This window comes from Nisaea sp., from assembly GCF_039990255.1.
Lineage (GTDB): Bacteria > Pseudomonadota > Alphaproteobacteria > Thalassobaculales > Thalassobaculaceae > Nisaea.
This window is the reverse complement of the sequence record NZ_JBDXGG010000023.1, coordinates 23,182-48,031: the sequence shown is the minus strand read 5'-3', so window position 1 is coordinate 48,031 and position 24,850 is coordinate 23,182. Positions and strand designations below refer to the sequence as shown.

Sequence of the window (24,850 nt, the reverse complement as noted above, 5' to 3'; positions counted from 1 at the left end):
TTATTCTGTGATGGTAATCTTCAGGCGCATCCGTGGATGGATCCGGCAGCGGACATCGACGATGCCAAGTTTCTCCAGTACCACGTCCCGTTCTTCGCCCGGTGGCTGGAGCCCGATATCGAAGCTGGCACCGGGTGTCTCTGAATAGACATTATGTCCGTAGAAATCGTCATTCACGAAGCGCACCATATCGCCCTTCGTGACCGTGATGTCGGCGGGCGTGAACTTGCGGCCCTCCTGGCTGATCGTGGCGACGGGATCCGCCGCCAGGGCGACGGCGATGAGAGATGCACTGAGGAGAATGGCCCCGGGGAGCATCATGCCGAGAGATCTTGCAAAAGACATTTGGCCGTCCGCTTCAGTTTCAGAGTATCCGAGTATATCGGAAGTAAGGCTGATAAATCAGCTTTCATCGCCGTTTTTACCAGTGAAACCTTGATCTCCCGCTTTCACAAATAGGCGATTCAGCTCCAGCCGATGAAAGATTTCGGCTTGCGGGCCGTGGTCTGGACCAAAATAGAGGCCGAGCGCAGCGCAGTGCTCGAAGAAACCGGGACCGGGCAGGCCGTCCCGTGCTTTCGAGATCGCGATCGCTGCACGGATAGGGCCGCCGGACCGGTGATCCCGTGTCGTCAAATCCTCCAAAGCTTCTGTCAGACGATGGATACGATAGGGGCCGGCAATGTTTGTTGATTCCGCGAGTTCCGCATAGGTGATCGTCCGCTTCACCCGAGCCTGTTCCTCAAGCACTTCGATCATGAGCGCGAACCAGGGCTCATGGTCATGGCGTCCGAAGCCTTTTGCATCGCTCATCGGGACTTCTCGCTCCGGTGGACTGGGATCGAGCGGTCAGTTTTGCCCTGACAGGCCCGGCTTTCTTCAGTAAAGGATGTCCCATAAATCAAGGGAATCCAAAATGAAAGCCTTTCGGGCAACGCTCTTCAACGTCCTCTTCTACACGCTCACGCCGATTGTTGGGCTGTTGCTGCTGCCCGCCTGTCTCGGGCCGCGAGACTGGGTCTGTGCTGTCAGGGATGCATGGTCGCGGAGTGTTATAGCGGTGCTCGGCCTTGCGGTGGGGTTGCGCTGGCGGCTGACTGGTGCTGAGTCCATGCCTGATGGCCCAGTGTTGATCGCATGCAAACACCAGTCCGCGTGGGAGACTATTGCCCTGCAGCTTTTTTGTCGGGATCCGGCGATCGTACTGAAGCAGGAACTGCTGAAGCTGCCAGTGTTCGGCTGGTATCTCCGCCGGGTTGGCATGGTGCCTATCGACCGTTCTGCCGGCGCCGGCGCGTTGAAGATGATGGTCAAAGCTGCAGAGGAAAGGGTTGCTGAAGGGCGCCCAGTGGTCATCTTTCCGCAGGGAACGCGCGTGGCTCCGGGAGCGGAGCAGGCCTATCATCCAGGGGTCTATGCGCTTTATCGCGCGCTGAACCTTCCGGTGGTGCCCATTGCTCTCAATTCCGGTCAGTTCTGGGCCCGTGAGAGCTTCATGAAATATCCGGGCGTGGTCGACGTCCACATACTGGCGCCGATCCCGGCGGGGCTCGACCGGAAAAGCTTCATGGCCAAGCTCGAAGAGGTCATTGAAACCGAGACAGGCAAGCTGGAAAAAGCTGCCGCTATTTGATCGTCATCTTCAGGATCTGCAGGTTGAGCAGATCCTCCTTTTCGATGATTTCGCGCAGCCGGACCCAGAGCCCGTCGCGGATCCTGTTAATACCGCTGAACCCGTTCAGCTCCTGCTCGCTCAGGCTGCTCGCGAAGATGATCACCTTGTCCCGGATTCGCGGCTCAAGCGTCGTCACCCGAATCTGCGCTGCCTCGTCTTTCAGTTCCAGCGCAACGCTGAGCAACATGAACACGGGATAATGGCGTTCGGTCTGCAGGTTGATAACGAATTCTTCAAGCTGAAATGTAACGGCGTCAGGCGGCGGAGCGGCGAAGGTCGGTGGCGCTTCGTTGAGAAAAGGCTCTTCTTTCGGCTCGCTGTTTGCGCTTTCCATGCCGTGTTTTTTCTGAGTTCCGAGCGGGTCGAACCCTGGAATTAGCCCGAACATCACTGCCCCCATTCCGGCGCCGACGATGAGCATCAGCGGCAGGGTGACGAAGATGATGAGTTTTTTCACGGGGCTCGCTCCATTCTGGCCGGGACCGTTATTGCTTATGCACTAGCAGCTATCCTATTTGAATGAACAGTATTTCCGCTGCAATCCTCTGGAGTTTCGATCCTATGATACTGTTGCGGGCCGAAGGAGTGGGGGGATAATGCAGGATAAGGAAGCGCGCGAGTGGCTGGACTTTTTCGCAAAACAGCCCCACGATCGGCTGACGCAAGAGTCAGCGGGCGATGTTCCGAAGGTCGCATCGTTCGTGATCGATCTCGTCGATGAGCGGTTCGTCATTACCTTCCGGTTCGAGGACGGACGGGAGCGTGCGATATCGCTCAATGACGATCTCGCACTTTACCTCCGGGAATATCTTACGACAGGTCTGATGGAACACGCCGCGCGCGGCCGGCCGCTCTAACGGCCGACTGCATAGCCCTGCATGCCACGTGGATTGGCGGCGGCCCGCAACATGTCGCCATCCTTGGCGGCAGCTGTCAGACGCCCTTCGGACCAAGGGTCGCCGAGTTCCAGATCGTGCCCCCGGCGGCGCAGTTCCGTATAAGTTTCCGCAGGGAACCGGTCCTCGAGCACCAGGCGTTTGTTGATCCGGCCGCGCGGCCAGAACGAGCTTGGGAAATGCTCGTTGTGGAAGGCTGGGCAGTCGATGGCTTCCTGCAGGTTCATGCCGTGGTCCGCATGATGCAGGAACAACAGCAGGGACCACTGATCCTGCTGGTCGCCGCCAGGCGTGCCGAACGGCATGTAGGCCTCGCCGTCACGCAGGGCGAAGGACGGCGAAAGCGTCGTGCGTGGTCGCTTTCCGGGAGCCAGCGTAGAGGGAGAGCCTTCCTCGAGCCAGAACATCTGCGCCCGGTTACCGAGGCAGAAGCCGAGTTCCGGAATGATGGGCGAGCTTTGCAGCCAGCCACCGCTCGGCGTGGCCGAGACCATGTTGCCGTCCTTGTCGATAATGTCGATATGGACCGTGTCGCCCCGGGCTTCTCCCATCTTGCCGACGGTCGGCTCGCCAACGCCCATGCCTGCGCCGGAAATATCCTGTGCATGCGGCAGCAGTGAATGGGAGATGTTGTTGCTGTAGCCTGCGATGGTGCCGGCAATGAAGGCGTCGGAAGCATCTTTGCCCAGAAGTGCCCGGCGGCTCTCCGCATAGGCGTCGCTGAGCAGCGTTTCCATGGGCACGTCAACGAAATCCGGATCGCCGTAATAGGCTTCGCGGTCGGCGTAGGAAAGCTTCGAAGTCTCTGTTACGGCATGCACGAAGTCCGGGCTGGTTGGGTCCATGTCGGCGATGCCCATGGCTTTCAGCAGTGAGAGTTGCTGCAGCATCACCGGGCCCTGGCTCCAGGCGCCGCACTTCGCGACGGTGAAGCGGCCATAGTCGTAGGTCAGCGGGTCTTCGTAGGTGGCGGACCAATCCGCAAGATCGTCACCGGTCAGCAGGGCTTTATGGCGCCGTCCGGTCGCGTCCATGTAGGCGTCCTGGCAGAACCGGTCGATGGTTTCCGCGATCCACCCGCGATACCAGATATCCCGTGCCCGGTCGATCTGGGCCTCACGGCTGCCGCCGCCCGTTTCCGCTTCGCGCACGATCCGCTCGTAGGTATCTGCCAACTTCGGGTTGGAGAACAGCGTGCCCGGATTTGGTGCCTTGCCGTCTTTCAGATAGATCGCAGCCGAGGTCGTCCATTCGGTTTCGAAAAGCTCGCGCACCGTTTCGACCGTGTCGGTAATCTTCGAGACCACGGGGTAGCCGTTGCGGGCATAGCCGATAGCATATTCCAAGACCTCGCCGAGCCCCATGGTACCGTGGTCGCGCAACATCAGCATCCAGGTGTCGAAAGCGCCCGGTGTCACGGCGGCAAGCAGGCCGCTGCCTGGGATCAGATCGAGGCCGAGATCGCGGATCGCCGGGATCGTTGCGGCTTTCGGCGCCGGTCCTTGGCCGCAGATCACCCGTGTGCGGCCTTCTTGGGCGCTGTGCATGATCAGCGGCAGATCGCCGCCCGGGCCGTTCAGGTGTGGCTCGACGATCTGCAGCACGAAGCCTGCGGCAACGGCCGCATCGAATGCATTTCCGCCGCGCTCAAGGATCGCCATGCCGGCCGAGGAGGCCAACCAGTGCGTGGAGGCAACGACACCGAAGGTGCCGCGAATTTCAGGTCTGGTTGTAAACATGATTGGTCCGCAAGGGTCGATTGGAGTGGGCGGCAACTATAGGCCGGGTATGCCCACGCGTGCAATTGCGCCAGACTCTATCTTGCATTGTCGTTCTCAGAAAAAAATGCTATACGTGACGTTGTCTCAGAAGAGATGGCCCGCTTTGTGCATGTTAATTTTCGTTAATATATTTGCGCAAAGCAAGCAGAAGCAGAGGGTTCGATGACTAACGCAGCCGCCGCATTGAGCATTCTAGGTGGGTCCTTCAACGCCGGTAGCGGCGGAACGACCACTGGCGTCGCCGCGTTTGCGAAATACAAACGGGACCCTGAAGGCGCGCGTCGTGAATTCTACGAAAGCGCTGCTGTTCAGAAAAACATCAAGAATTTTCAGTCGAGCGCGAGTGAGATTAACTCGCTTGATGATTTTCTTGCCGACAGAAAATCCCTCGAATTTGTTCTGACGGCCTTTGGTCTGGAAGCGGAGCTGAACAATCCGGGCAAGCTGAAAGCGATCATCAACAGTGACCCGGACGATGTGAATTCTTATGCCAACAGGCTGGCTGACTCACGGTATGGCGAACTTGCGAAGTTTCTGAACGTCAAGAATGAAGGCTTCACAAAGCTGCAATCTGCTGAAGCGCAGACAGAGGTTATCGATGATTACCTCACTAATGCGTTTGAAGTGTCGATCGGTCTTGAGAACCCGGCTGCGCGTGAGGCGGTGTTTTTCCTGCGGCGCATTAATGAGATTGACAGCTCGCTTGAGATCCTCGGCGATTTGCCGCTGCGAAATATCGTTACGACAGCTCTTAGTTTACCGACTCAGATTGCAAACCAGTCTGTTCTGAAGCAGCAGTCTTTGCTTGATGCGAAGCTTGATTTCGACAAGCTGAACACGCTGGATCGTGACGAGGAAAATGCGTCCAAAACCGAGCTCGACCGGGTCAATGACGATCTGGGTGCCATAAAGACGGGGCTTACCGCTGTCACGAATGCGAGTCTTGAGTTGTCGACCGTGCAGAGCCAGCTCGAAGATCTTCGCATTCGTTTGCAAGATATCGATAACGTCACTGACCCGGCCGGGGTTCTTGCGGATGAAATCCCTGTTCAGCAAGCAGCCATCCCGGAGCTGATCCGCCAGCAGGGACTGATCGCGGCAGCCGAAAAAGCGCTTATCGGCGCCGACCCGAACCTGACCCGGATAGACGCGATTTTCAAAGAAGCGGCTGAGGTGGAGACCCAGGAAGAACTCGACGCCCTGAAGAGCGAGTTCGATAGTTTGGTGACCGAAATCACTGCCGCAGACGGCTTTATCAAAGGATCGAATTACAGCGACAGCACTGCCGGTACAACGGAGAACTTGTTGTTGCCTTTAGGCGATGCGGGGATCGATGCTCTGCCGTCTGCCAAGGTGACGACGGCAGTGAAGTCGGATAGTACAGCGGTTGTGACCAGCTCGCTTGATCTATCTGGGTTTCTTACCAATCTTGATAGTACCAACTCAGCGTTTCAGGCAATCACCCTTGGCTCTCTGTCTGCAGGTATCGCTGGCGCCGAGGCGAATTTTGATTCTGTCGAAAGCGATTTCAAATCCGCGCAAGTGCAAAATGGTGTCAACGCATCCAGTTTTAACAACAGCGTGAGTGGCGTGAATTTCGGCTACTCCCTGAATACCCAGACACTGTCTCAGGGAATTTCGGCAGTAGATGATGGACTTACGCGCCTAGCGAAGGCTGCGGCCGTAATCACTGAAATTCGGACTCTGGCATTCAATGCCCAAGCGGACGGTGCCGATATCGGCGAGTTGAACACGGCTTACGGTGCTAAGCTTGATGAGCTGACTTCCTTGATCAACGACGCTGGGACGGCGACCGACGGGGCCAATACGTTCACGTTTGACAATGTGCTGACTGGCGGTACGACCAGTTATCAAGCCGATGCAGCGTCAGGGAAGAATATTGATGCGCGAGGTGGTTCCCTGGATACGGTGATCCTCGGAGCCCTTCCGACCACTCTTAGCGCGGCAAATGCAAACGGGATTCTGAGCGATATCGACACAACGGTGACGGACTCTCTTACTGAGTTGAAAGACAATCTTGTCACTGATCGTAAAGTCTTTGATTTTGCGGCGAACGTCGCGGACCCTCTGGGGTCTATCGATGCTGAAATCCGCCAAATCCGGGGCGATCTTGATGCGATTATCGAACGCGCTGGTGATAGCGGGGACAACCTGCTCAAAGAATTTGGCAGCGATCTGAAAGTTGTTTTAGGCACGCTCAGCACAACGATCACTGTCGACGCGCAAGGCGGATTCAGGGAAGATTTCGAAAACTCGTTGAGTTCGCTTCAATACACTGCTGTCAGTGGTGGGGCGGCCGCTTCGCGGGAGAGCATTCTCAACGACGCTTTGTTCTCAGTCGGCTCAACGCTCAGCCGGCTCAATGCCGAGAAGTTCACGCTGAACATCCAGAATTCGATTTTGAGCGAAAAACAATCCTCACTCACCAATACGAGCGGGTCAGCGGAGTCACTCGATTTTCTGAAGCCGCTTGAGAACACCAACTATGCGATCAAGTTTATCGAGCAATATCTGGTGAAGAAGGATCTCGAGGCGATCGGCGGCAGCACCACGGTGCAGCCTAAGAATGCGTCACTGGTCGGCTTGTTCCAGGATATTAGCGGCGGCGGCGGTCTGCTCAATCTGCTCAGTTAGACCGCCAGTTCAGGCGACCGGGATCAGGTTCCAGCAGTCAGAGGCGCTTTCAAGCGACGCAGGGTTGCAATCACGCTGAGAGCCGTGATTTTGCCGGTCTTCGGGTTTTCTTCCGTCGGAATGTTTTCAATCGTCATGGAGAAGCGCGCGCTGTCCGCCTCGACCCTGATTGTGTGCGTGTTGCGGGTCACAGACGGATCGGCCCAGATTTCCACGCTGGTTTGGTCCGGACCAATGCCGGCAAGGCTGAGTGCTGCCGCGACATTGACATTGGCCGGGAAGCCTTTCGCGGCGGCTCGGGCATTTCCCTCGAAAACCTTTTTGGCCTCGGTCAGCCCTTCGACTGAGATGTCATTCTCCACAAGATAGGGGGCGCCACCGAGCCCGCGCGGCGGTTTGCGGGTCTCCAGCGTTACGGATTCGATCATGCCTTCTGCAGCCGCGCGCACGGCATCCAGCCCGATCAGGGCGCCTGTTGGCAGAACAAGGCGGGCGCCGGTCTCTTGCGCTTTTTCAACAAGCTCCATGTGGTTCAGCAGGGCACCGATGCTGACTGGGACGAAGATCCGCCCTTTGGAGATTGCCGCTTCTGCGACTGTCTGGAACGCGGAGGCCGGGGCGCATTCGACGACGACATCGCAAATCTCTGCCAAGGCTTCCAGCGACACGACAGGAGCGCTGACGCCTAATGCTGCCAGGTTGTCCTGGGCCTTTTCCACGTTGCGGGCGGAGACGGCGCCGAGTTCCAGGCCGGGTAGGCGACCGTCGGTGATCGCGCGGGCAAGTGTCAGGCCGATTGCACCCAGTCCACCAATGCCGACTTTCATATTTCCAGCCATTTCTATTTCCTTCGTTCCCTGAATGCGCGATGAGTCCGTCACCCTTCTGTAGCGGAAAACTTCGTCGGGTCAAACGGCAGCGCTAATCTGCTCTGCCGCTGGACGGCGATACATGGCCGGGTATAGTGGGGCGCCAGTCGAATGGGAGCACAATGAGACCGTTTCAATTCCTGATGCTTGTGGTCTTGGCCGTCTTGGCGCAGCTCGTGCGTCCAATCGATGTCCGGGCGCAAGAGCTTTCCTGTATTACAGTTTCCATAATCGTACCCACTGCGGTGGGCTCAGCCGGAGACTTGGTCGGCCGCGCTGTCGCGGACGCTGCGACAAAGCTTGGCGGGCCCGCCTTCCGCGTTCGCAACCGGCCCCGGGATATTGCGCGTCAGCTGATCGAGGATGCGGCGCCTAACGGCTGCACTCTGATGCTCGACACGCAAATTCAGGTCGCGTTCGAAGTTCTGGGAAAAGGCACGACCGATTGGCGCGAATTCAAGCCGATAGCCCTTTTGACCCGGACCCCGATGGCAATCGTATTGTCGGCTGGAGGGCCGCCACCGGCCGCTCCTAAAGGCGAGGAACCTGAGCCGCCAAGTCTTTTCGGTATCGTTGCCGGACTTCGCGATAAACCGGAGAGCGTTACGTTTGCCCTTGTTGATGATCCGCTTGAGCAATTGCTGTTTCTGAGGATGGAAGAGGCGCTCGGCGCTCGGTTCCGGATCCGGAGCTATGCAAACGGTATAGCGCGCTATAGGGAGTTGGTGAGGGGCCCTGCGGGTGTTGCTGGGTTTGTTTCTTTCAAGGGAGCGGCGTCGCGGATCAAGGGGAAACAGTTGAATGTGCTCGCGGTCAGCGGAGCATTCGAGCCGGGTATGCTGCCGGGGGTGCCGACGATTGGATCAGAGGCAGACGGGCTGACATTTGGCATCGATCACGGGCTCTTTGGGCCACGTGACATGCCGAATGATATCGTCAAAACCCTTGCTGAAACTATGCGGAGTGTCATGGAGACCCGAGGCGTTTTGGCAGATTTGCACAATGAATATGGTACTGAGGCTGCCCTAATCACTGGTGACGGATTTGCGCGATATCTTGAAAATCTCTCAGCTGACTGGGGGGAGATGCTTCAACGTCAAGATAATGGCGGACGTTTGGGTCAAAAAAGCTGACGTGCAAAGACTTCGTTGAAACAATATGTTCCTTTATTGGGTGCATGTTTTGTTTTCATGCACGCTGCAATGGAATACTCGTGGAGATGATCGCGAAGAGTTGACAGACGGCGGAGTATTCATAGGGTATCAGCCACAATACGGGCGCGCTTCAAACGCACCCGGAAGGTTTCGAGCGCCGTCCGTCCGGTCGGTGTATCCAAAGGGAGACTAATATGAAGCTCAAGACAGCACTCTTCGCCGCTCTTGCGACAGCGTCAGTTGCTTTTGCCGGTGCGCCGTCCGTCCAGGCTGCGGATCTGTCCTGCCGTACCGCCAAACTGATTGTTCCGTGGGGCGCTGGCGGTGGCACTGATGTCATCTTCCGCCAGTTCGTCGAAGCAGCGAATGAAGCTGGTGCAAAGCCGAAGCTGCAGGTCGTTAATATTGGTGGCCAGGGTGGCAACAAGGGCGCCAAGGAAGCCCGCAAGGCTAAGCCGGACGGCTGCACACTTTTCGCCATTCACCAGAGCGCGATTACCAGCTTCTTCAATGGCCGGGTAGATTTCACCTGGGACGCGTTCGAGCCGGTCGCATTGCTGACCCGCACGCCGGCGATCATCGGCGCCAATGCCGACGTGCCGTATAACAACATCAAGGAACTTGTCGCGGCCGCGAAGAAAGCGCCGGGCACGATCACTGCTGGTGGCACACTCGGCTCCACCAGCCACTTTATTTTCCTGCTGGTCGAAGATGCGGCCGGTGTGAAGTTCAAGCACGTTTCCTATGACGGTACCCGTCAGCGGATGACCGCGCTTCTGGCGAAGAACATCGATATTGGCGAGATCAACCTTGCCTCCGCCAAAAAGTACATCCAGACCAATGAGCTCAAGGCGCTTGGTATCACCACTCCGGTTCGGAACAATGAGATCCCGGACGTCATGACGCTGGAAGAGCAGGGCTATAATCTGATCTATGGCACGGACCGTGGTGTTGTTCTGCCGAAAGGCACCAGCCAGGACGTGATCAACCACTACGGCGCAATCTTCAAGAAGGCTGCTGCCGACCCGAAAGTAGTTGAAGCGATGGCTGCCAAGGGCACCGCGGTCAACTATCTCGGCCCGAAAGAGTATACCGCCTACTTCGAGAAGACCTTCGCGGACTGGAAGCGGATCGCGATTGAAGTTGGACTTTACAAGGGCGACTGATTAAACAGCCCAGCATGCGGCGGCTCCCGTTCTCCGGGGGCCGCCGTTTGCATTTTACGATTATGGATGGAGGAAAGCCGGTGGCGCGTCTAAATCGCGATACGTTGATAGCTCTGCTGCTTCTGGTCTTTTGCGGCGTCATGATTTCCGCAAGCCTGGATATCAGGGACACGAACTACGGGACCATGCAGTCGAGCGTCTGGCCTCAGGCTGTGCTTGGCGTCCTGACTGTTTTCTGTCTCGCGATGCTTGGGCAGAGTGTGCTGAAACCCTCCGCTCCCAAACAGGAAACCGTCGAAAAGAGCGCTGGCATTGGTCGATACCGGAACGCCATAACCGTCTATATCCTGTTCTTCCTTTTTCTCTGGACCATGCCGTACCTGGGGATGTTACTCGGCGGTATTGGCTTCGTCTTTCTCGCTCTGACATGTCTGGGTGAGCCAGAGTTGAAACGCGTTCCTGTTCATCTCGCCATCTCTGTTGGGACGGTCGGGCTGATGTGGGGTATTTTTACGTTCGGTCTCGGCGTTCTGCTGCCGGACGGCGAACTCTTGCAGCTGAATTAGGACGAGCGCGATGATCGAGACTCTTCTGTACGCGTTCGCCGACGTCTTCGCGCCCTGGAATCTGGTGCTGATGACGATTGGCGTCACTGCGGGGCTGATCGCCGGTGCGATCCCTGGTTTCACCATTGCGATGGCGGTGGTTCTGACGCTCCCCTTCACTTTCGGGCTGAGCCCCGTCGAGGGTCTGTCGACCATGATCGGCGTTTTTGTCGGAGGTTTGTCCGGCGGCCTCATGTCGGGGATGTTGACCGGCATACCCGGAACCCCGTCTTCCATCGCGACGACCTTCGACGGTTTCCCCATGGCGCGGAATGGCAAACCGGGACTGGCTCTCGGCTTGGGTGTCTGGTCGTCCTTCTTCGGCGGTCTCTTCAGTGCTGTGCTGCTGGTGTCTTTGGCGCCGCGTCTGGCTCTGATCGGCCTTGAGTTTGGGCCTTGGGACTATTTTTCGCTTGTGCTTTTCGCATTGACGATCACTGCCAGCCTCTCCGGCGAGAATTTGATCAAGGGCATGATTGCAAGTGCACTGGGTCTTTTCATTGCCACGGTTGGCGAGGATGAAGTGAACGGCGTAGCCCGGTTTAGCTTCGGCATTGACGATCTGGAGTCAGGTTTTACGTTTTTGCCGGTTCTGATCGGCCTCTTCGCGTTTAGTCAGCTGTTGTCCGATCTTCAGGACCGGGTCAAAGCCCGTCAGCCCCTGATGGATACCCGTGGTGCCGATGCGCGGGTGCGTATCGAGCACTTAAATGCGATCAAGATGGTGTTCGCCCGCTGGGCAAACCTTCTGAGATCCTCTTTGATCGGTGTTTTCACTGGTGTGCTTCCGGCCGCCGGAGGGTCGATCTCGAATATTCTGGCTTACGATCAGGCCAAGAAGGCTTCCAAGACGCCTGAGAAGTTCGGAACTGGGTTTCCGGACGGGATCATAGCACCGGAATCTTCGAACAACGCCACGGCTGGCGGTGCGCTGATTACCATGATGGCACTGGGCATTCCCGGCGACATCGTGACAGCTGTGATGCTCGGTGCTTTGCTGATCCACAACGTCCAGCCGAGCCCGACATTTATCTCCGACAATCCGGATCTGGCCTACGCGATCTTCGTGGCTTTCTTCGTGGCCCACTTCATCATGATCGCAATGCAGTCCGTGACGCTTCGCCTGTTCGTCATGGTGACGCGGATTCCAATGTATGTGCTGGCCTCAGTCATTCTGGCTTATTGTGCCATCGGTGTCTTTGCCCTGAACAATATCACTTATGATATCTGGGTTCTGTTCGCCTTCGGGATCGTCGGCTATGTCATGCGGCAACTCGGGTTTCCGCTGGCCCCAGTGATTCTCGGTGTGGTTTTGGGACATGTCGCGGAGCTCAACCTGTCCCGTTCCCTGGCGACCGACAGCGACTTGATGCTGTTCATTACCCGGCCCTGGTCGCTCTTCTTCCTGATCGTATCGATTTTTTCAATCGGCTTCCCTTGGTATCAGAAGGCCCGAAATACCAAAGCCTGGACGCTTGCCTATGTACCGGTTCTGCTCGCTGCGGTTTCAGTTCCGCTCTTCATGATGGAAGGCTTCGTACGTCCGATTATCGCAGTAGCGTTACTGGCACTTTCCGCCTATCTTCTCTGGCGAAGTGCTGCATCCGGATGGAAAGTGACACCTGAAGGTGATCACGAAGTCCATCTAAAGGAGACCTGATCACGGTCTGCGCCACCCCAACGGTGGCGGTACCAAAGATCCATAGAGTTCCCCGGGCGCGAGCATCGATCAATTCGTGCCTCGTCCGGGGTAATGAGCAACCACATTTTTGCTAAGGTGACGTCGTGGAAATCCGCAATCCTTATCTTATGTTTCTGGGCGATGCGCCCGACCAGCTCGCAGCCAAAACCGCCAATGGCGTGAAAGTCTGGCGCGAAGACTGGTGTGTTGGTCAGTTCCGTCTGCCGGGCTGCAACGCGGACCTGAAGCTTCCGGATATGACCATCGAAGAAGCTGCCGAAGCCGGTGTGAAAACCGTCATCCTCGGCGTTGCCAACCGCGGCGGTTTCATGCCGGATACCTGGTTGGTGGAGCTGGAAAAGGCGCTCGATCTCGGCATGGAGATCGCCAGTGGCCTGCATACCCGTATCAGCACCATTCCGTCGCTGGCGGCAAAGGCGAAGGAAAAGGGCCTCGGCCTTTATGATGTGCGCCATCCGACTGGCAATTTCTCGGTTGCTAATGGCAAGAAGCGCACCGGCAAGCGTCTGCTTCCGGTGGGCACGGACTGCTCCGTTGGCAAGATGTTTACTGCCCTCGCCATCGAGCGGGAACTGCACAGCCGTAATGTGAAGGCGAGTTTCCGGGCAACCGGCCAGACCGGTATCTTCATCGCTGGCTCTGGTGTGTCCGTCGATGCCGTCGTCGCCGACTTTATCTCCGGAGCTGTTGAAGAGCTGGCACCGGCCAACGATGCGGATCACTGGGATCTGGTCGAAGGTCAGGGCTCCCTGTTCCATGCTTCCTATGCGGGCGTGACAATGGGGCTGATCCATGGCGCCCAGCCGGATGCGCTGGTGCTCTGCCATGAAGCCAATCGCCCGCACATGCGTGGCCTGCCGGAATATCCGGTTCCTAGTCTGACTGACTGCATTCCCTACTATCTGCAGGCTGCCCGCCTGACGAACCCGGATGCGCAGTTCGTCGGCGTCTGCGTGAACACCTCCAGCCTGGATGACAAGGCTGCCGAGGAGTTTTTGAAGAAGGCAAGCGATGAGACAGGCCTGCCCGCTGTCGATCCGATCCGCAACGGTGTCGGTGCCATCGTCGACAACATGCCGCTCTAGGCCTATCTGAACTCAGAGGAGCAATCGATGTACAGGTCGGTTACCGTCCGTCGCGAAAGCTGGCCGTTGCAGAGCGTCTTCCGGATCTCCCGGGGCGCGCGGACAGAGTCGGAAGTCGTTGTCGTGGAAATTGCCGGCGACGATGTCGCCGGCATGGGCGAGTGCTTTCCTTACAAGCGCTATGGCGAGACGCTGGATAGCGTAGCGGCCCAGATTGAGTCCGTTGCCGGTGAACTTGCCAACGGCATGGACCGTGCCGGTCTGGCGGTGGCGCTCGCACCGGGTGCTGCACGCAATGCCATCGATTGCGCCCTTTGGGATATTGAGGCGAAACAGACCGGGAAGCGGGTCTGGGAACTTGCCAGTTTGCCCGAGCCGAAACCGGTGACGACTGTCTTCACGCTCGGCGTTGATGATCCGGAAGTCATGGGCGCGAAAGCTGCCGAGAACGCTGCACGTCCGGTTTTGAAGCTCAAGATGACCGGTGACGAGAAGGATCTGGAGCGGGTTGCCCTGATTCACAAGAACGCGCCGAATGCGAAGCTTGTGGTTGATGCCAACGAAGGCTGGAGCGTCGCGCAGTATCAGGAATACGCGCCGAAATTTGCCGCTCTCGGCGTGACCATGATCGAACAGCCGCTTCCAGCTGGTGATGATGAAGGTCTCAAGGGACTGAATCGTGTCGTGCCGGTTTGCGCCGACGAGAGCTGCCACGATAGCAAGACCCTCGATGCTTTGGCCGGCAAGTACGACATGATCAATATCAAGCTCGACAAAACCGGCGGTCTGACCGAAGCGCTGCTGTTGCGTGACAGGGCGCTTGAGATGGGCTTCGAGGTGATGGTCGGCTGTATGGTCGGAACGTCGCTTGCCATGGCACCGGGCGTGCTCGTGGCGCAAGGGTGCGCCGTCGTTGATCTCGACGGGCCACTTCTGCTGGCGAAAGACCGGGAGCCGGGACTGTCCTATCAGGGCAGCATCATCCAGCCTCCCGAATTCGGGACCTGGGGGTAGTCTGCCCCAGTGAACGATTTACCGGATGTCACCTCTCACTACAGCTCGGACGGGTTGGCGGACCGGCTGATCGCAATTCTTGAAGCTTCCGGCATCGACCGAGACAGCATCACCGAAGCGGATCTGCATTCCGTCGATCAAATGCACTTGCGTGGCCGCATGGCAGCACGTGAGTTTCTCGACAGCCTCGATATCCGAGCCGGAGACAAGGTGCTTGATGTCGGCTGCGGTCTGGGCGGCCCGGCCCGGATGGCCGCGACGCGCTATGGTGCGGATGTTACGGGCATCGATCTGACCGAAGCTTTATGTGATGGCGCCAGGCAGCTCAATGCACTGGTTGGGCTGGACCGGATCCATATCGAGCAAGGCGATGCGCTCGCCATGCCGTTCACAGACAACAGCTTCGATGTCATCTACACGCTGCATGTGTCGATGAATATCGCAGATAAGGCAGGGCTCTACCGCGAAGTTGCCCGCGTTCTGAAGCCTGGGGGCCGGTTTGGACTTTATGATGTGGTTGCCGGGTCGGGCGAGCCGATCCATATGCCGGTCCCCTGGGCGACTCACTCTGAGCACAGCCATCTGATCCCATCCGATGCTGTTGAGGCGGCGGCGAATGCCGCCGGACTCGCAACCGAACGGTCTGAGGATCAGTCTGCCCTGGTCGAGACCTATCTCGACAATCAACGCGCGGCGCGGCAGCTGCGCGTCGAAAAGGGCGAGCCGGAGCCGCCGACAGGTGCGCCGGTCATCATGGGCGAGTCCTTCGTCCAGAAGCAGAAACACATCTATCGCAATTTGAAGGAGGGTCGGATTGCGGTCCGACTTGCTATCTTCAAACTGAAAGAAGACTAAAAACCAGATTGTGGCCTCTACAACAGCTGCAACGGGAGGAAATATGAGTTCGGACAGCGATGTGATCGCCGAGATCAGGCGTGCCGTTCAGGCATTGTGCGCGGACTTCCCTGGCGATTACTGGCAGGAGAAAGACCGGGAGCGGGCTTATCCGACGGAATTCGTCCAGGCGCTGACCCAATCCGGTTATCTCGCGGTTCTGATCCCCGAGGAATATGGTGGCAGTGGGCTTTCCATCAGCGCCGCCGCGGCAATCCTTGAGGAAATCCACAAATCCGGCTGCAATGGCGGCGCCTGTCATGCCCAGATGTACATCATGGGGAGTTTGCTCCGGCATGGCAGCGCGGAACAGAAACAGAAATATCTGCCCAAGATTGCCAGCGGAGAGTTGCGCCTGCAGGCCTTTGGCGTGACCGAACCGACCAGCGGTACCGATACGCTCTCCCTCGCCACCACGGCGGTCAAGAAGGGCAACGACAAGTATGTCGTAAACGGCCAGAAAGTCTGGACCTCCCGTGCGGAGCATTCGGACTTGATGCTGTTGCTCGCGCGGACCACGCCGAAGGACGAGGTGAAGAAGCGTACGGACGGCCTGTCCGTTTTCATCGTCGATATGCGCGAAGCCAAGGGGAATGGTCTGGAAATCCGGCCGATCCGCGCGATGGTCAATCATGCGACGACTGAAGTGTTTTTCGACAATCTGGAAGTGCCCGCGGAAAACCTGATCGGTGAGGAAGGAAAAGGCTTCCGCTATATCCTCGACGGTATGAATGCGGAGCGCATTCTGATCTCGCACGAGAGTATCGGCGATGCCCGCTGGTTCATCGAGAAGGCGACCAGCTACGCTAACGACCGGAAAGTGTTCGGCCGTCCAATTGGTCAGAACCAGGGCGTTCAGTTCCCTATAGCAAAAGCTTTTGCTGCGACTGAGGCTGCGGCGCTGATGGCGGAAAAAGCCGCCAGGTTGTTCGAAGCCGGTGAACCGTGTGGTGCCGAGTCCAATATGGCGAAACTGCTGACGGCGGAAGCTGCCTGGGACGCGGCCGATACCTGTCTGCAAACTCATGGCGGTTTCGGCTTCGCTGAGGAATATGACGTAGAGCGCAAGTTCCGGGAGGCCCGGCTATACCGGACAGCGCCGATCTCCACCAACATGATCCTGTCCTTCATCGCCGAGCATGTGCTCGGCCTGCCGCGCTCTTACTGAGCGGCGGAGAGGAGTATGGCAAAGCCGCTCGACGGTATGCTCGTGCTTTCCATCGATCAGGCGGTGGCAGCTCCCTACTGCGCCTCCCGTCTGGCCGATGCCGGTGCCCGTGTGATCAAGATCGAACGCGCCGAAGGAGACTTCGCAAGAGGTTATGACCACGAGATAAAGGGCGAGAGCGCCTTTTTCATGTGGCTCAACCGGGGCAAGGAAAGTCTGGTGGCTGACCTGAAGAATCCGGACGATCTGGCCTTGCTGCACAGGATCATGAGTAAGGCGGACGTCTTCCTGCAGAACCTGGCGCCGGGCGCGACTGACCGGCTCGGCCTGGGCTCCGATGCGCTCCGGAAGCGCTACCCGCGGCTGACCACGGTCGATGTCAGCGGCTATGGGGACGAGGGTCCCTATGCCGAGATGAAGGCCTATGACTTCTTGGTTCAGGCAGAGAGCGGGTTGATTTCGGTCACCGGGTCGAAAGAGCAAATGGGGCGGGTCGGTGTGTCGATCTGCGATATCGCCTGCGGCATGTTTGCCCGGACGGCCGTGCTTGAAGCCCTGTTGCTGCGCGCGCGAACCGGCGAAGGAAGCCAGATCAAGCTGTCGCTCTTCGGCGGCATGACCGAATGGATGTCACCCTGGCTGTTACACGAAGCCTATGGCGTGTTGAAGGAGCAGCGTATTGGCCTCAGTCACCCGGCCATTGCGCCATATGGTGCCTACGCCTGCGCTGGCGGGGATATGATCATGATCGCAGTGCAGAACGACCGGGAGTGGCGTCATCTATGTGCGTCAGTACTCGGGGATGAAGCGATCGCGGATGACGAGCGGTTCCGCACGAACACCGACCGGGTGGCTAATCGTGAAGCGATGAATGCACTGATCGATGGTGTGTTCGGGATGCTTACTCGCGACCAGATACGGGAAAGGCTGACGGCGGCTGGTATCGCCTTCGGGGCAATTAACAGCGTTGCCGATGTGCTTCAGCACCCGGCGCTGCGGAGGGTCCCGATCGAGACACCTGTGGGTGCCATCGACGTTGTGGCGCCTCCGGCTCAGTTCGTTGGGGCTGATACGTCCTTCGGGCCGGTTCCGGCGCTCGGCCAGCATAGCGATGCGATCCGGGCTGAGTTTTTCGTCTGAAGCCGATCTAAACGGTTCTCAATGCAAAAGCGCCCGGCATTGCCGGGCGCTTTTTTGTTTGATGGATGCCAGCTTATTTCAGCAAGACACTGGGCAGCCAGAGTGTGATTTCAGGCCACATGACAACAATGGAGAGACCAATCAGCTGCAGGATCACGAAGGGGATGATGCCTTTGTAGATCTGCTGCATCGAGACCATCTCCTTGGCGACGCCCTTCATATAGAAGAGTGCGAACCCAAAAGGCGGCGTCAGGAAGGATGTCTGCAGGTTGATCGCCACGATGATGGCGAACCAATAGATGACCTGCTGTTGAACGAACTCCAATTGAGCATTGTTGGTTGGCACTTCGAGCCCGAGATGGGGCGCGAATGCCGGTGCCAGAGTCTGGATCACAGGTGCGAAGACCGGAAGGATGATCAGGGTGATCTCGAGCCAGTCGAAGAAGAAGCCGAGAATAAAGACCACGAACATCAGCATGAAGAGCAGCGGCCAGGGACCGAGCTGGAGCCATTCAATGAACTCGATGATCAGGTCTTCACCATAGACGTTCCGGAAGATCGTCGAGAAAGCTGTCGCGCCGACGAAGATCAGGAAGATCATCGCCGTGGTGAGGCCTGTCCTGTGGACCACGTCACGGAGAACGTCCCGGGTCAGTGTTCCATTCGCGACCGCCAGGATCAGTGAGCCGAATGCACCGACGCCTGCGGCCTCGGTCGGAGTTGCCCAGCCGGCAAAGATTGAACCGAGCACCAGCGTAATCAGGAAGATCGGCGGCACGAAGCCTTTCAGAACCCCACCCAGATAGCTGTCACCTTCCATCCGGCCGATGACCATCGATATAGCGAAGACGGCAAGGAAACCGATCAGGCCCCAGTTAAAGATATCCGCAAGGTGGCTCTGCTCCATGAAATAGCAAAACCCGATTGCAACCACACTAAAGCCGAAAAACTTGGCGATGTTCGCTTTGTTGCTCGGTTGCATCTGGATTGCATCATCGGCGATCGCGGGTGCTTTCTCCGGCGAGATTATGCCCATGCTCACAATATAGATTACATACAGACCGGAGAGCACGAGGCCAGGGAAAATGGCTCCGATGAAGAGGTTGCCGACGGAAACCGCCAGCAAGCTACCCATCAGCACCAGCATGATCGACGGCGGAATGAGGATGCCGAGGGTTGCGCTTGCAGCCAGGGTTCCGGTTGCGAGCGAGCGATCGTATTTTTGCGAGATCATGGTTGGCAATGCCATCAGCGTCATCATGACGACGGAGGCGCCGATGATGCCTGTGGTTGCGGCCATGATTGTTCCCATGACGGTCACGGCAAGCGCCAGCGCTCCGGGAACCCGCCGGAAAAGGACCTGCAGGATATGCAACAGGTCCTCGGCCACGCGGGATCGCTCCAGCATGGTCCCCATGAAGACAAAACAGGGAATGGCGACCAGGATCGGATTCTGGATGGCCCCGGAAGCGCCGTCTCCACCCCAGATCCGCTGAATGACCTGGAAAAAGACCGCGAAATCGAGCACATCCAGCCAGATCCCGAGAATGCCGAAGCCGACAGCGACGCCGCCGAGCGCGAAGGCGACAGGAAGCCCTGTGAACAGCATCAGAGCCAGGGCCAGAAACATGTACGCCCCTATGAATTCGTACATGTGGTCGTAAAGAGCTTCAAACATAGTTTACCCCGATGCCCCCCAGGAGATTGCCGGATTTTTCTTGTTCATTTTTATTCCGGCCGATGGTGTTCGTAATTGAAGATCTCGAGCGAATCCCGTGCTTCTTCATGTTCTTCGCGGGATCCGAACAGATAGGCAATCAGTCGGCATAGCGTGGCAACTACAGCCATGCTCAACACGACGATACCGATGATCATGAAAGACTTGATGACATAGCGCCACGGAATGCCCGTGAGGGATTCCGAGCCTTCGCCCTGATGAAAAGAGACTGCCATAAGAATCCAGGATTGCCATCCCATCAGGAAGAGGAAGGGCACGGCCATAACCAGCAGGCCGATCAGCTCAAGCCATGCCTGTTTGCGAGGAGGAATATGTTCCCGGAACACGTCGACCCGGACATGAGCGTTGGCGAGATAGCCGAAACCGAAGGTCATCAGCAGAATGACACCGTGTATGTGCCACTCAAGATCCTGCAGGATGGTCGACACCGAATACCCGTACTCGATGGAGAATTCGGAGAAATACAGTCGAATGAAGTCGACCTTGCGGGTGACCACATCGAACATGATGATGAACACCAGTGGCACGATAAGCCAGGCCATGGCTTGACCCGCGTTGCGGGACCAGCGGGCCAGAACGCTCGCAATACTCAGTGCGGCTTTCATTTCTGAAACCTCGATTTCCTAAAGAGAACCGGAAACATCGGCTACCGCTGATCTGCTGAAAGCGTTAAGCCGGAAATCCGTCGCGCCAAATTGCGGGGCGCAAAGAAAAAGAAAAAAGACGAGAGCCTCCGCAAAGGAGGCTCTCGCATCATTCTGTCTTACTTCAGGTAACCGCGGTCACCCCAGACTTTGTAGCCTTCGTGGAACGTCGTGTAGCTGTCCCAAAGCTTCTTCACGTCGGGATTGCTTGCGAGTTCCTCAGCCAGAACCTCTTCCCAGGCACCACGCAGCTGGTCGAGCACAGACTGCGGCCAGGTCATGTTCTTCACGCCGTCTTTTTCGTTGGCGATCATGGCTGCGAACTGTGAGGCTTCACCGTCGGCGATCATTGTAATGGTGGACTGGTCGCAGGCGACTTCCATCATGGCCTGATACTCTTCCGGCAAGCTGTTCCACTTATCCATGTTTACAAGGACTTCGTTGGAGGTGGACTGCTGGTGCCAACCGGGGAAGTAGTTATATTTGGCGATCTGATAGAAACCGTAAGACCGGTCAATCGCCGGCATGGAGAATTCCGTGGCGTCAATCGTGCCACGCTCCAGAGCCGGATAGATGTCGCCGCCTGCAAGCTGCTGGGTGGAAACGCCGAATTTCTGCATGACTTTCGCGCCAACGCCGAAGAAGCGCATTTTCAGGCCCTTCAGCTGGTCGAGACTCTTGATCTCTTCGCGGAACCAGCCGGAGGTTTCAGGCGGAATCATGCCGCAGAGCAGGTACTTGATGTTGTCACGGGCATAAAGCTCGCTGCCGATTTCGACACCGCCGCCATATTTGAACCATGAAACAAATTCCGGGGCGGCCGGGCCGAAGGGCCAGGTCGACAGGAATGCGTAAGCTGAGTTCTTGCCCTGGTTGGCGCCCGGTGTACCGAACGCGGAATCGATAGCGCCCTGGCTGATTGGATCGTAATAGGCATAACCGCCGGCAAGTGCGCCCGGCTCGAACACCTTGATATCGAAGTCGCCGCCGGACATGCGTCCTACCGCTTCGGAAATGCGGTGTGGCGGCGGGCCGATCACTTTGACGTTCTGGCCAAATGCGGCATGCATTTTCCAGCGTACCTTCTTGGCTTCGGCATCATTTGAGCCGAGACCGATGGCGATCGTCGAGGCGATCGCAAGCACACCGAATGATTTCAGAAAACCCGATTTCATGAACTACCTCCCTTGTTCAATCCGCTTTTGGACCCGGTTATCCGAGCCTCTTTAGATTCATTCCACAGCGATTTATTGCGTCCCCGGACGATATCCGAAGCGTTTTGGTCCCGTGGTGCACGAAGTATTGCCGTGATTTGACACGTCGTCAAAGCCTTCAATTCCGCAGGGCGCTTGCCGGGGGAGTTTTTCCGTCAGGAGGAAATACGTTTGCGTATACGTTATTATGCTTGAAATTCTTGTGTTTTCAGGTCAGCGCGCTTGAAAGAAGCAAGTTCGGAAGATGCCCTGCATCGGGAATGATAAAGTCCGCAAGAGGGGTCAGTTGCGGCTCCGGAGTGGCGCCTGTCAGGACGCCGATTGCGGCGCGGCACCCCGCAGCCCGTCCGGCTTCCATGTCCGCTCTGCTATCGCCGACCATAACAGTTTCGTGCGCCGCCAGGCCTTCGGCGCGCAGGAAGGCCTGAAGCATATCCGGTGCGGGTTTCGGTGTGTGTCCGCTGTCGTAACCGGCAACAAAGTCTATCGAATCCCCCAGGCCTAGCGCCTCGACCATGTCCCATGCACCGCGCTCTGCATCATTTGTGACAATCGCGATCCTCATGTCCTGTGCGCGAAGGGTGAGGAACAGCTGCTTGAGGTCGCAGGCGGGTGCCAGATTGTGTTCGGCGTGATCAAGCCAATAGCTGTCAAGCCATGCGGCTGTCTCATTGATGGTCGGCAAAGCAGGGACCAACCCGCACCAGAGCTCTGCCACTTCGATGGCCGTGCCCTGTGCCAGCAGCGTTCCGGGAGCGACGGTGCCTTTTTTCGGATCACCCCCTGCGGCCCGGGTCAGGCTGTCGACATCGGTCTCTATGTTATGGGTCTCGACAAGCTGCCGTGCCGCAGAGAGCAGCCCTGGGAGCCAGGTCTTTTCGAAGTCGATCAGAGTACCGTCCTTATCGAACAGTACCCCGCGGACAGGCCCGGGCATTGGTGGCTCCTTGGAACTGGATGATCAGCGAGAGCTAAGCTCGCTCGGCCGGCACGGATCTGCAAGAGTTGTTTATTGGAGCGCAGGGAACTCTGTGCGACGGATTAATCCGCTAAGGCGATAATGCCGGAGTTGGCCCGTCGCTCGGCCTTTCGTTGTTTCCAGGCGGCCAGCAAGCGGGCCTTACGATCTTCGAATTCCTGACGCAATTCCAAGGCACGCTCCTTGGCGATCTCCCGCTGACGCTCCGCCCGTTCGTCGCGCCGGGCTTGTTCAAGGGCTTGCTGTTCCTTGCGGGTCAGCGCTTTTGCGGTCAGATCGTCGGCACGGTCTGCTGCGGCCAATGCGAGTGTCAGATTGTCGGTGGAGGGATCAGCCATTGTCACCGCTTCGCCTCTGTAGGCTTTCTGCTGCAGCTTGGACACGGCGTCCCGGTAGTTTTTGCCGCGCACGCTATTGCCGGAATGATAATGCTCTGTGGCATCCCGCCAGGATCCGTGCCGTTCCTTGAGCTCGGTCAGGAACCGGGCTGCGTAATCGGCGTTCTTCAGGGGATCGAAAGCCTCTGCAAGATCTTCGAAGGCGGTGCCGTGATAGCGCAGGTTGATCTGCATGCAGCCGACATCGATGTTGGTGGTGCCCGTTGCAAGGAGACGGCGGACTTCAGCCATGGCCGCGAGAACCGTAGGATAATGGCGGCCTTTGCCTCCGGACGTCACCGTCCAGGGCCACGTGTAGCTTTCCTTGCGCGTATTATTCCAGCGTCCGGTTTCTTTCAAAGAAATCGCGAACAGCAGGTGTTTTGGCAGCCGATATTCTTCCTCTGCGTGACGGGTCGCGTTGGCACATATTTTTTCCGATGGCGCGAGCGCATGCGCACGGGGCGCGGCTAGCAGGCCGATTGTGGCAATTGCAAACGCGGCAAAAATGATCGGTCTCGAAACATACTGCATGGTCTGACTCCTGTGTCCGGAATACAGAAGCAAGGACCGTGCCGCTTGTTCGGCTTATTGGTTATTCCGCTGCCGCGCGGATTGAGGTCGTTCCGTCCTCGGCCATACGCCGGGCGGTATCCGATAGCGCACAGAGGAGAGCCGCGATGTCCTTTTTCAGTGGTTCTATGCCCGCCCGTGGCTCGATCCGCCGCTCGTCCATGTAAAGAGCACGGTTTATCTCTATCTGCAGAACATGAACGCCAACCTCTGGCCGGCCATAATGCCGGGTGACAAAACCGCCAGCATACGGGCTGTTGCGCCGCACTGTGTAGTGCCGCTCCTTGAAGAAAGCCTCGGCCTGTTCGGTGATGGTCTGAGCGGCGGTCACCCCGTGACAATCGCCCAGAACGATATCGATGGGGCGGCGTTCACTTCGGACATGGCGCACGGCACTGGACGGCATGGAATGCCCGTCTACCAGAAGGCAGAAGCCGAATTGCTCAAGCGCTTCGGCGATCAGCCGTTGCAGAGCCCGATGATAGGGCCCGTAGTAATTACCGATGCGGTGTGCGGCATCTTCAAAGGCGAGCTTTTGATCGTATACCGGCTCGGAATTGGCGACCACGCGGGCAATGGTTCCGAGCCCGGCCGAAATCCGGATGCTATCGGTTACGGCGCCGTCGGGCAGCGGATCGGCGAACATGCCTGGGTCGAGTTCGAATGGCTCCCGGTTCACATCCACATAGACACGGGGGAACTGGGCAGTCAGCAAAGCTGCGCCAGCCATTGTGGCGCCCGCCAATACCTGTTCCATGAAACTGTCTTCAGACGATCGCAGATCCAGCAGGTCGAGCCGTGTGGCGTCGAGCAGATCTGGTGGATAGAGACGGCCGCTATGCGGGGAGGCAACTACAAGGGGGCTGCTGGTATGCGCGGGACGCTCGATCCGGTAAACGCCGACAATCTCGTCCGGCACCATCTCGACCGGATTGCTTGTCACGTCTCCAGAGCTGAGGAATCCTGGCTCTATCAGCGTCGCGGCGATGTCTTCGAGCTTGTCCGCAGCCGCAGTTCCTCCGACGGCATTCCCTGTCGATTTATCCGCACTCAAACGCAGTCTCCCGGACCGGCAAATTTCATTTCACCCTAATATGGAATTCGGCACGGGCAAACCAAGAAGAGGTCAGTACCGTCCGCTTGTTGCGCGGACAATGGCGCGCGTTGGATTGGTGATCCGAAAGCCTGGAGAAAAACCGTCAAATCAGGTCTTGCAAAACCGAAAGCCGCTGGCTATACACACGCCTCCTTCGCGGCGCACTTTTCCCGATGCCGCGACATATAGGGCGCGTAGCTCAGCGGGAGAGCACTACGTTGACATCGTAGGGGTCACTGGTTCAATCCCAGTCGCGCCCACCATTCCAAATAACTATTCTTTATCTTGTTGTTTGCGCTAATCTGCTTGTGTGGTGAGCTTCTTGGGGAATGTTTTTCCCAGGAGGAAATAGGCCGGGAAAAAAGGACACGTCGTTCGCGCCGGATCGGATAGATCTAGAGAACGGCTATTGACCTCGGCATGCT

Annotated in this window: 23 protein-coding genes and 1 tRNA gene; 13 read left to right on the top strand and 11 right to left on the bottom strand. The window is 57.7% G+C overall.

Annotation, left to right across the window (positions count from 1 at the left end):
• Together ABJ076_RS21345 and ABJ076_RS21340 are read right to left on the bottom strand one after the other, a co-directional pair.
• Nucleotides 1-345: a plastocyanin/azurin family copper-binding protein gene (locus tag ABJ076_RS21345; RefSeq protein ID WP_348194846.1), complete on the bottom strand. Its 345-nt coding sequence runs from the start codon at nucleotides 343-345 to the stop codon at nucleotides 1-3.
• 57 nt (nucleotides 346-402) lie between these two features.
• Nucleotides 403-813: a hypothetical protein gene (locus tag ABJ076_RS21340; RefSeq protein WP_348194844.1), complete on the bottom strand. Its 411-nt coding sequence runs from the start codon at nucleotides 811-813 to the stop codon at nucleotides 403-405.
• Between the two features lie 103 nt (nucleotides 814-916).
• Here ABJ076_RS21340 and ABJ076_RS21335 point away from each other — a divergent pair, with 103 nt between their 5' ends.
• Entirely contained in the window at nucleotides 917-1,633 is a 717-nt protein-coding gene (locus ABJ076_RS21335; RefSeq protein WP_348194842.1) for a lysophospholipid acyltransferase family protein, read from the top strand.
• Here the strand turns inward: ABJ076_RS21335 and ABJ076_RS21330 are convergent.
• A complete protein-coding gene (locus ABJ076_RS21330; RefSeq protein ID WP_348194840.1) occupies nucleotides 1,626-2,132 on the bottom strand; it encodes a flagellar basal body-associated FliL family protein in 507 nt (168 codons plus the stop codon). The two genes, ABJ076_RS21335 and ABJ076_RS21330, sit on opposite strands and share 8 nt — an antisense overlap.
• A 139-nt stretch (nucleotides 2,133-2,271) precedes the next feature.
• Between ABJ076_RS21330 and ABJ076_RS21325 the strand changes: the two genes are divergently transcribed.
• Nucleotides 2,272-2,532 (top strand): hypothetical protein, encoded by a 261-nt coding sequence (locus tag ABJ076_RS21325; protein WP_348194838.1) that lies wholly within the window; start codon nucleotides 2,272-2,274, stop codon nucleotides 2,530-2,532.
• On the opposite strand, the gene ABJ076_RS21320 is transcribed toward ABJ076_RS21325, so the two are convergent.
• Nucleotides 2,529-4,310, bottom strand: coding sequence for a gamma-glutamyltransferase family protein (locus tag ABJ076_RS21320; RefSeq protein WP_348194836.1), 1,782 nt, complete (start codon nucleotides 4,308-4,310; stop codon nucleotides 2,529-2,531). The genes ABJ076_RS21325 and ABJ076_RS21320 overlap by 4 nt on opposite strands.
• A gap of 204 nt (nucleotides 4,311-4,514) precedes the next feature.
• Between ABJ076_RS21320 and ABJ076_RS21315 the strand changes: the two genes are divergently transcribed.
• Nucleotides 4,515-7,007 carry a DUF1217 domain-containing protein gene (locus ABJ076_RS21315; RefSeq protein ID WP_348194834.1) on the top strand — a complete coding sequence of 831 codons (2,493 nt, stop codon included), beginning with the start codon at nucleotides 4,515-4,517 and terminating at the stop codon, nucleotides 7,005-7,007.
• A 23-nt stretch (nucleotides 7,008-7,030) separates the two neighbouring features.
• On the opposite strand, the gene ABJ076_RS21310 is transcribed toward ABJ076_RS21315, so the two are convergent.
• Nucleotides 7,031-7,846 carry an aspartate dehydrogenase gene (locus ABJ076_RS21310; protein WP_348194832.1) on the bottom strand — a complete coding sequence of 272 codons (816 nt, stop codon included), beginning with the start codon at nucleotides 7,844-7,846 and terminating at the stop codon, nucleotides 7,031-7,033.
• A 152-nt stretch (nucleotides 7,847-7,998) separates the two neighbouring features.
• Here ABJ076_RS21310 and ABJ076_RS21305 point away from each other — a divergent pair, with 152 nt between their 5' ends.
• The 9 genes from ABJ076_RS21305 (at nucleotide 7,999) to ABJ076_RS21265 (ending at nucleotide 17,804) form a co-directional block, all read left to right on the top strand.
• Entirely contained in the window at nucleotides 7,999-9,009 is a 1,011-nt protein-coding gene (locus ABJ076_RS21305; protein WP_348194831.1) for a tripartite tricarboxylate transporter substrate-binding protein, read from the top strand.
• A gap of 215 nt (nucleotides 9,010-9,224) precedes the next feature.
• Nucleotides 9,225-10,196 (top strand): tripartite tricarboxylate transporter substrate binding protein, encoded by a 972-nt coding sequence (locus ABJ076_RS21300; protein WP_348194829.1) that lies wholly within the window; start codon nucleotides 9,225-9,227, stop codon nucleotides 10,194-10,196.
• 80 nt (nucleotides 10,197-10,276) lie between these two features.
• On the top strand, nucleotides 10,277-10,762 hold the full coding sequence (locus tag ABJ076_RS21295; RefSeq protein WP_348194827.1) for a tripartite tricarboxylate transporter TctB family protein: 486 nt from the start codon (nucleotides 10,277-10,279) through the stop codon (nucleotides 10,760-10,762).
• Nucleotides 10,763-10,772: 10 nt separating this feature from the next.
• Nucleotides 10,773-12,461: a tripartite tricarboxylate transporter permease gene (locus ABJ076_RS21290; protein ID WP_348194825.1), complete on the top strand. Its 1,689-nt coding sequence runs from the start codon at nucleotides 10,773-10,775 to the stop codon at nucleotides 12,459-12,461.
• A 125-nt stretch (nucleotides 12,462-12,586) separates the two neighbouring features.
• Nucleotides 12,587-13,588, top strand: coding sequence for an N-acetyltransferase DgcN (gene dgcN, locus ABJ076_RS21285; protein WP_348194824.1), 1,002 nt, complete (start codon nucleotides 12,587-12,589; stop codon nucleotides 13,586-13,588).
• 27 nt (nucleotides 13,589-13,615) lie between these two features.
• Entirely contained in the window at nucleotides 13,616-14,602 is a 987-nt protein-coding gene (gene dgcA, locus ABJ076_RS21280) for an N-acetyl-D-Glu racemase DgcA (RefSeq protein ID WP_348194822.1), read from the top strand.
• Nucleotides 14,603-14,611: 9 nt separating this feature from the next.
• Nucleotides 14,612-15,457 (top strand): class I SAM-dependent methyltransferase, encoded by an 846-nt coding sequence (locus ABJ076_RS21275; protein WP_348194820.1) that lies wholly within the window; start codon nucleotides 14,612-14,614, stop codon nucleotides 15,455-15,457.
• 43 nt (nucleotides 15,458-15,500) lie between these two features.
• Nucleotides 15,501-16,664: an acyl-CoA dehydrogenase family protein gene (locus ABJ076_RS21270; RefSeq protein ID WP_348194818.1), complete on the top strand. Its 1,164-nt coding sequence runs from the start codon at nucleotides 15,501-15,503 to the stop codon at nucleotides 16,662-16,664.
• 15 nt (nucleotides 16,665-16,679) lie between these two features.
• Entirely contained in the window at nucleotides 16,680-17,804 is a 1,125-nt protein-coding gene (locus ABJ076_RS21265) for a CaiB/BaiF CoA-transferase family protein (RefSeq protein ID WP_348194816.1), read from the top strand.
• Nucleotides 17,805-17,877: 73 nt separating this feature from the next.
• Here the strand turns inward: ABJ076_RS21265 and ABJ076_RS21260 are convergent, their stop codons facing one another.
• The 6 genes from ABJ076_RS21260 to ABJ076_RS21235 form a co-directional block, all read right to left on the bottom strand.
• Nucleotides 17,878-19,482, bottom strand: a complete 1,605-nt coding sequence (locus ABJ076_RS21260) for a TRAP transporter large permease subunit (RefSeq protein ID WP_348194814.1) — start codon at nucleotides 19,480-19,482, stop codon at nucleotides 17,878-17,880.
• Nucleotides 19,483-19,532: 50 nt separating this feature from the next.
• Nucleotides 19,533-20,147, bottom strand: coding sequence for a TRAP transporter small permease subunit (locus ABJ076_RS21255; protein WP_348194812.1), 615 nt, complete (start codon nucleotides 20,145-20,147; stop codon nucleotides 19,533-19,535).
• Between the two features lie 158 nt (nucleotides 20,148-20,305).
• Nucleotides 20,306-21,361 (bottom strand): TRAP transporter substrate-binding protein, encoded by a 1,056-nt coding sequence (locus ABJ076_RS21250; RefSeq protein ID WP_348194810.1) that lies wholly within the window; start codon nucleotides 21,359-21,361, stop codon nucleotides 20,306-20,308.
• Nucleotides 21,362-21,608: 247 nt separating this feature from the next.
• On the bottom strand, nucleotides 21,609-22,337 hold the full coding sequence (locus ABJ076_RS21245; RefSeq protein ID WP_348194808.1) for an HAD family hydrolase: 729 nt from the start codon (nucleotides 22,335-22,337) through the stop codon (nucleotides 21,609-21,611).
• A 104-nt stretch (nucleotides 22,338-22,441) separates the two neighbouring features.
• Nucleotides 22,442-23,290, bottom strand: coding sequence for a transglycosylase SLT domain-containing protein (locus ABJ076_RS21240; protein WP_348194806.1), 849 nt, complete (start codon nucleotides 23,288-23,290; stop codon nucleotides 22,442-22,444).
• A gap of 61 nt (nucleotides 23,291-23,351) precedes the next feature.
• Entirely contained in the window at nucleotides 23,352-24,383 is a 1,032-nt protein-coding gene (locus ABJ076_RS21235) for an N-formylglutamate amidohydrolase (RefSeq protein WP_348194805.1), read from the bottom strand.
• A gap of 230 nt (nucleotides 24,384-24,613) precedes the next feature.
• Between ABJ076_RS21235 and ABJ076_RS21230 the strand changes: the two genes are divergently transcribed.
• Nucleotides 24,614-24,688 (top strand) — tRNA-Val (locus tag ABJ076_RS21230).
• The last annotated feature ends 162 nt before the right edge of the window (nucleotides 24,689-24,850 follow it).

Bases quoted from the DNA above. Each gene is read 5' to 3' on its own strand.
- ABJ076_RS21315 (WP_348194834.1), top strand. From the start codon at position 4,515: ATGACTAACGCAGCCGCCGCATTGAGCATTCTAGGTGGGTCCTTCAAC.
- ABJ076_RS21250 (WP_348194810.1), bottom strand. From the start codon at position 21,361: ATGAAATCGGGTTTTCTGAAATCATTCGGTGTGCTTGCGATCGCCTCG.
- ABJ076_RS21325 (WP_348194838.1), top strand. From the start codon at position 2,272: ATGCAGGATAAGGAAGCGCGCGAGTGGCTGGACTTTTTCGCAAAACAG.
- ABJ076_RS21240 (WP_348194806.1), bottom strand. From the start codon at position 23,290: ATGCAGTATGTTTCGAGACCGATCATTTTTGCCGCGTTTGCAATTGCC.
- ABJ076_RS21290 (WP_348194825.1), top strand. From the start codon at position 10,773: ATGATCGAGACTCTTCTGTACGCGTTCGCCGACGTCTTCGCGCCCTGG.
- ABJ076_RS21245 (WP_348194808.1), bottom strand. From the start codon at position 22,337: ATGCCCGGGCCTGTCCGCGGGGTACTGTTCGATAAGGACGGTACTCTG.
- ABJ076_RS21265 (WP_348194816.1), top strand. From the start codon at position 16,680: ATGGCAAAGCCGCTCGACGGTATGCTCGTGCTTTCCATCGATCAGGCG.
- ABJ076_RS21270 (WP_348194818.1), top strand. From the start codon at position 15,501: ATGAGTTCGGACAGCGATGTGATCGCCGAGATCAGGCGTGCCGTTCAG.
- ABJ076_RS21340 (WP_348194844.1), bottom strand. From the start codon at position 813: ATGAGCGATGCAAAAGGCTTCGGACGCCATGACCATGAGCCCTGGTTC.
- dgcA (WP_348194822.1), top strand. From the start codon at position 13,616: ATGTACAGGTCGGTTACCGTCCGTCGCGAAAGCTGGCCGTTGCAGAGC.
- ABJ076_RS21255 (WP_348194812.1), bottom strand. From the start codon at position 20,147: ATGAAAGCCGCACTGAGTATTGCGAGCGTTCTGGCCCGCTGGTCCCGC.
- ABJ076_RS21310 (WP_348194832.1), bottom strand. From the start codon at position 7,846: ATGGCTGGAAATATGAAAGTCGGCATTGGTGGACTGGGTGCAATCGGC.
- ABJ076_RS21260 (WP_348194814.1), bottom strand. From the start codon at position 19,482: ATGTTTGAAGCTCTTTACGACCACATGTACGAATTCATAGGGGCGTAC.
- ABJ076_RS21300 (WP_348194829.1), top strand. From the start codon at position 9,225: ATGAAGCTCAAGACAGCACTCTTCGCCGCTCTTGCGACAGCGTCAGTT.
- ABJ076_RS21335 (WP_348194842.1), top strand. From the start codon at position 917: ATGAAAGCCTTTCGGGCAACGCTCTTCAACGTCCTCTTCTACACGCTC.
- ABJ076_RS21345 (WP_348194846.1), bottom strand. From the start codon at position 345: ATGTCTTTTGCAAGATCTCTCGGCATGATGCTCCCCGGGGCCATTCTC.
- ABJ076_RS21320 (WP_348194836.1), bottom strand. From the start codon at position 4,310: ATGTTTACAACCAGACCTGAAATTCGCGGCACCTTCGGTGTCGTTGCC.
- ABJ076_RS21305 (WP_348194831.1), top strand. From the start codon at position 7,999: ATGAGACCGTTTCAATTCCTGATGCTTGTGGTCTTGGCCGTCTTGGCG.